Annotated in this window: 6 protein-coding genes; all 6 read left to right on the forward strand. The window is 31.0% G+C overall.

The genetic code is table 11. The features are described from left to right. A partial coding sequence (locus VK998_RS07095; protein WP_325226986.1) for a rod shape-determining protein MreC occupies window positions 1-153 on the forward strand: 153 nt, incomplete at its 5' end. A 16-nt stretch (window positions 154-169) separates the two neighbouring features. Next, the gene (gene mreD / locus VK998_RS07100; RefSeq protein ID WP_325226970.1) at window positions 170-670 is read left to right on the forward strand and encodes a rod shape-determining protein MreD; all 501 of its coding nucleotides are present in this window, start codon (window positions 170-172) and stop codon (window positions 668-670) included. Between the two features lie 11 nt (window positions 671-681). Continuing rightward, entirely contained in the window at window positions 682-4,017 is a 3,336-nt protein-coding gene (locus tag VK998_RS07105) for a penicillin-binding transpeptidase domain-containing protein (RefSeq protein WP_325226974.1), read from the forward strand. Between the two features lie 93 nt (window positions 4,018-4,110). Next, the gene (locus VK998_RS07110; RefSeq protein ID WP_325226978.1) at window positions 4,111-4,728 is read left to right on the forward strand and encodes a septum site-determining protein MinC; all 618 of its coding nucleotides are present in this window, start codon (window positions 4,111-4,113) and stop codon (window positions 4,726-4,728) included. A 19-nt stretch (window positions 4,729-4,747) separates the two neighbouring features. Continuing rightward, a complete protein-coding gene (gene minD, locus VK998_RS07115; RefSeq protein ID WP_325226980.1) occupies window positions 4,748-5,542 on the forward strand; it encodes a septum site-determining protein MinD in 795 nt (264 codons plus the stop codon). A 7-nt stretch (window positions 5,543-5,549) separates the two neighbouring features. Beyond that, window positions 5,550-5,834 (forward strand): cell division topological specificity factor MinE, encoded by a 285-nt coding sequence (minE, locus tag VK998_RS07120; protein WP_325226983.1) that lies wholly within the window; start codon window positions 5,550-5,552, stop codon window positions 5,832-5,834. The last annotated feature ends 264 nt before the right edge of the window (window positions 5,835-6,098 follow it).

Raw genomic sequence — 6,098 nt, forward strand, 5'->3', positions numbered from 1 at the left:
AGCTCTGGTTTAGGTGGTGCTTACGTAAAGGATTTATATATAGGTGAGATTACAGATGTAATAAAAAAAGATGAGGATTTAACAAAACATATAGAAGTTGAGCCAGCAGTAGATTTCAAAAAATTATACAAAGTTTTTATTATATCTGATTAAAATTGAGGGGTTCAAATTGACTACATTTATTACAATATTGATAATTATTATTAATTTCATATTACAATCTACAATATTCCAATATTTTAAAATATTCGAAGTAGTGCCAAATACAAGTCTTGTAATAATCGTTGTTATAGCATTGTTAAAAGGCAAGAAAACTGCTAGTATTATGGGGTTGTTGGCAGGTCTATTACAGGATATTATTTTTAGCTCTGTAATAGGAATAAATGGATTTATATATTTTTTCGTTGGATATTTAGTAGGTATGGCGGAAAATAGATTATCTAAAGACAATATACTTATTCCTTTTATCATGACCATATTTTCTACCATCTTTTATCATTTAGTACACAATTTATTTATGTTCTTTTTATCTTATAATATAAATTTTCTTGTCTTTTTTAAAAATGTTATCATTATTGAAATTTTTTATAATAGTTTAATATCTATTATATTGTACAAGTGGTTTTCTAAAGTATTTGTCATTCCTTCAATTAGGTTCGGAAGGAGATAGGGGTGTAAGCTGTGAAATTAATTGAAAAGTTAAAAAATCGATTTAATATTTTGGCAATTATATTAACAGTCATTATGTTAATCCTTTCATTTAAATTAGCAACATTAACTATAGTAGAGGGAGACTATTATAGAGATATTTCTGATAACAAAAGATTAAAGGAAGTATACATTACTGCACCAAGAGGTGAAATTAGAGACAGATATGGTAGATTATTGGCTGGTAATAAGCCTAGTTTTACTGTGCAGATTTTAAAAGACGAGTTAAATATAGAAGATAGAGAAAAGAAAAACAACGCCTTGTTAACATTAGCTAGATTACTTGAGGAAGATGGAGTTTCCTATGTAGATGAGTTTCCAATAGAATTTAATATTTTTGATTATAAAAATGAAAAATTATATGAACTGGAAAACACTGAACCAACTGAAAAGGTAATAGATATAATAATATCTAATAATTTGTTGTCACAGATTCTAGATGCTTATTATATTCATCCTGACTATGAAGAACATTATCAATTTATGACTGTCAATAAGGCTATTAATGCTCTTGATAATAAAGGAATAGAAATACCTATCCATGCAGAGATAAATGAAGAAGAATTGATATTAAATTATGATAGCGATAAAGATATTGAACAATGGAAAAAGGATTATCAAATTAGACAGGATGCTACTGCAAAAGAAGCAATAATAAAACTTATTGATAATGACAAGAATATTATCAGAAAAATAGTAGATCACCCTATTTCAAGACGGATAGTTTTCAATATTTTAAAGGAAAACAATTTAGATAATAATCTAATATTAAAAAAGTATTCAATAATCTATGACCAAGAGTATTTAGACCAAAAAAGAGAACTTATAAAAGCTTTTGAAAACATAAATTTTGAAACTAGTGCAAAAGATGATTTTGTTAATATAGTTATAGAAACTTCCTTGGAAAGTTTATTGGAAAAGATAGTAGAGGTTGAAGATGAAAAGGGGGATGTAGAAAGAACTGTACCTGGGGAAATATTGATTAGAAAAATTGAAGATAAAGATTTAGAACCCCCTGTTACGATAGATATTGATCAAGAAATGAATACTGTATTATATACTCATAACGATAAAAATTTATCTAGCAATAAAAGGCCTATAGATGCACTTATGGATTTTGCAAAGGAGAATAATATTTTATATGACTTTATTACCGATGATAGTATTAAGAGTATTGCTCAAGAAGTGATGTTAGAAAAAGGCCATAACCCAAGAATATCCGTTTCAAAATGGGAGTATGTTTCATTAGTTAATAAAAATGATTGGTATGATAAATTTAAAATTTCTGAAGATAAAAATGCAGAAGAAGTTTTTTTATATCTTATGGAATATTATGAATTAGATAAAGATTTAAGCAGATATGAATCTAGAGTTATAATGAGCCTCTATGACCAATTAGATAAACAAGGACATAGAGCTTATCAACCTATTAATATTGCATATGGTATAAAGGATTCTACTGTAGCTAAAATTGAAGAAGGCCTTATGGAAATGTCGGCTATTCAGGTTTCAATAGAGCCAGTTAGATATTATCCAGAAGGAGAGACTGCTGCTCATATACTAGGTTATTTAGGTAAGATATCCCAGACTAATGAGATTGAAAAATATGTAAAAGAAAACAATTATTCTCCCAATGATATAATTGGAAAAACAGGTATTGAAGAGAAATTTGAATCAGAGCTTAGAGGAGAAAATGGAGTTAAAAGAGTAGAGGTTGATGTTTTAGGGAATACAACTAATGTAATTGATGAAAAAAAAGCAATACCAGGAAATAATATATATTTAACTTTAGATTCACAACTACAAAAGGTAGCAGAAGAAAATTTGAAATATGCTTTGGAAGAAATACAAAAAGGAGGAACCTTTAAAAGTCAGTGGGGAGATTATAAGTTTGGGACTAGTAGGAGTAAAGGAAGACCATATATTAATGCTACTTCTGGTGCGGTAGTAGTTACTGACGTTAAAACTGGAGAATTGTTGGCATTAGCAAATTACCCTGCATATGATCCTAATCTATTTTCTACAGGAATATCAAGTACTGACTGGGCAAGTTTGTTTCCAGAAAATGAGGAAGATTTATTGGCACCAAGGCCTTTATATAATATAGCTATACAAACTGCTATACAACCTGGTTCTACTTTTAAGATGGTAACTGCCCTTGCAGCATTAGAAAATGGTTTAAGTCCTACTAAAACGATTAGAGATATGGGTTATGTAGATATTGGAAACCAAAGATTTGGTTGCTGGCTTTGGAATTCCAGAAGAGGTACCCATGGGCCTGTAAATGTTTATGAAGCTCTTAGGGATTCTTGTAACTATTATTTCTATTCTGTTGCATTAGGTAGAAATCAAAGAACTGGTGAATCTTTAGGAATGAGAATCGATATAGAAGATATAGCTAATATCTCTAAAGAACTAGGATTAAACGATAGGACGGGTATAGAGATAGATATTCCTAGAGAAGCTTCGGGTGGAGTACCGAATCCACAAAGTAAGGTAATGATAACTAAAACCTTGTTAAAAAGGTATTTGAATAGGAATATAAGGTCATATATTAAAGAAGGAGAACAATTCTCTGATGAAGAAATAACTGAAAAAATAGAGAAGATAATTAGTTGGACTGAAGCAGAAGAACCTTTAACTAGGAATGAAGTAATAAGACAATTGGATAACATGGGAATAGAGCCAGAAAAACGACTTGAAGGGGAAAGGGAAGGTTTAGCAGATAAAATAAAATACACCTACTTAAATTTTGCAGGATGGAATATTACTGATACACTAAACGTTACTATTGGACAAGGACAAAATGCTTATACACCGATCCAGATGACTAATTATATTGCTACTATTGCCAATGGAGGTTATAGACATAAAGTCACTACAATAGATAGTATAAAGAATTATGATAATTCAGAAACTATATTTCAAAGAGAAGTAAATCCCGAAAGAATTAATCTAAATAATTATGAAAATTTAGAACATGTAAAAACTGGGATGAGAAAAGTTGCTACAGAAGGGACTGCAAGAAGCCAATTTGCTAAATTCCCTATACCTGTAGCAGCAAAAACAGGGACAGCTCAGAGATCAGGTATTAATCCTGCAACAGGTGATACTTATGATGATTATGCTTGGTTTGTTGCTTATGCACCCCATGATGATCCTGAGATAGCTATTTCCATAGTTTTATTTCAAGGAGGAAGCGGTGGATATGCAGGTCCTATTGCAAGGGAAATTATAGCTGAATATTTTGGACTCAATAGCATTGATAAAAAGGAGACATTACCATTTGAAGTTGAATTGGCAAGGTGATCTATAATCCTTCCAATTCAAATTTTCAAAGGAGAAGGATTTTTTGAATATATGGAGAATATATATGGAGGAGTTATTGTGGAGGGAATACCAGTGAGAGAAGGACTAGTAAATTTTAGAGGGATTAAAGAAGGGATTTATATTTGTATTAAAGAAGGGGAATTTCAACAAATCAAAAGGGAATTGGAGAAAAAATTAGTAGAATCTATAGATTTTTTTGGAGGGGCAAATTTATTAGGTATTAAAGGAGAAAATATTACAGAAGATGAGATTGATGAATTACTTGAAATGATTAGAACAAAATTTAAGCTACATATTTCTGAAGATGGATTACCATCACATCTAGACGAGAAACCTTATAAGGGTATTTATGAGGGGATGACCAAATTTATAAACAGCACTATAAGGTCTGGACAAGTTATTGAATATGATGGAAATATCGTTATAATTGGGGATGTAAATCCTGGAGCATTGATTAAAGCAAAAGGAAACATTATAATACTTGGAACCTTGAGAGGAGTTGCCCATGCTGGAATAGACGGAAATTATAAGGCGATAGTTGCTGCGTATGATTTACAACCAACACAACTTAGAATAGCAAATATAATTGGACGACAACCAGATGGAGATATAATTACTTCTGGATTGCCAGAGGTTGCTAAAATCTATGATGGTGAAGTTCTTATAGAGCCATATTTACCGAGAAAATAATGAAGAGGAGGAAGAAAAAATGGGAAAAGCTATTGTAATAACATCAGGAAAAGGTGGAGTAGGTAAAACTACTACAACTGCAAATATAGGCACAGGATTAGCCATTTTAGGCAACAAGGTTGTAGTAGTAGATACTGATATAGGCCTTAGGAATCTAGATGTGGTAATGGGACTGGAAAATAGAATAGTATATGATATAGTTGATGTAGTGGAGAAAACCTGTAGACTAAAACAAGGTCTGATAAGGGACAAGCGTTTTGAAGGTTTATTTTTGTTACCAGCTGCTCAGACCAAGGATAAGACTGCAGTAAAACCTGAACAAATGATGGAGCTTATAAAAGAATTGAAAGAGGAATTTGACTATATTATCATAGATTCTCCTGCAGGGATAGAACTTGGTTTTCAAAACTCAATTGCTGGAGCGGATGAGGCTTTCATAGTAACAACACCAGAAATTTCAGCGGTAAGGGATGCAGATAGAGTAATTGGTCTACTAGAAGCTCAAGGGCTTAATGATCCAAAATTAATCATCAACAGAATTAGACATGATATGGTAAAAAGAGGAGATATGATGAATGTAGAAGATATTGTAGATATATTGGCTGTAGATTTAATAGGTGTTGTACCAGATGATGAATATATTGTAGTTTCAACAAACAAAGGAGAGCCGGTAGTAGTTGAAGAGGAACCTTTATCTGCAAAAGCATATAGAAATATTTGTGATAGGATTATTGGAAAAGAAGTAGAGTTGCTTAATCTAGAAAATAATGAAGGCAAATTTAGTAAATTAATTAAATTACTATTTAGCAAGTAAAGGGGGAGTGACTTTGGATTTTCTAAAATTTTTTAGTAAAAAAAATCAAAGTAGTAAAAACTTAGCTAAAGAAAGATTGAAATTAGTTTTGGTTCATGATAGATCAGATATATCTCCGAAATTTTTAGAAATGATTAAAGGAGATATGATAAGGGTAGTAAGAGAGTATGCGGAAATAGATGAAGAGAGCTTGGATATTAAATTGACAAGAATGAAAAGAGAATCGGACAGCATGCCAATGTCGGCTTTAGTAGCTAATATACCGATTATAAAAGTGAAAGACAATGAATAATATCAATTGATTGTTAACAAACAAACAATTGTTGTAATTATTGTATAATTTAGTTATAATATATTAGGGTTTTCAAATACTTACCTAATTATTTAAAAATTTTGGAGGGATACGAATGAAAAGAAGGTTAGGTTTTGTGATCTTAACCACAGTATTAGTTGCAGCTTTACTTGTTGGTTGTGGTGGTCAAGAAACAGGAACAACAACAGATGATGAATCAAATGATGCTACAGTTGTAGGTGAATTACAAGACGGTAACTATTT

It is taken from the genome of Schnuerera sp., assembly GCF_035459645.1.
In the GTDB taxonomy this organism is placed as follows: domain Bacteria; phylum Bacillota; class Clostridia; order Tissierellales; family Tepidimicrobiaceae; genus Schnuerera.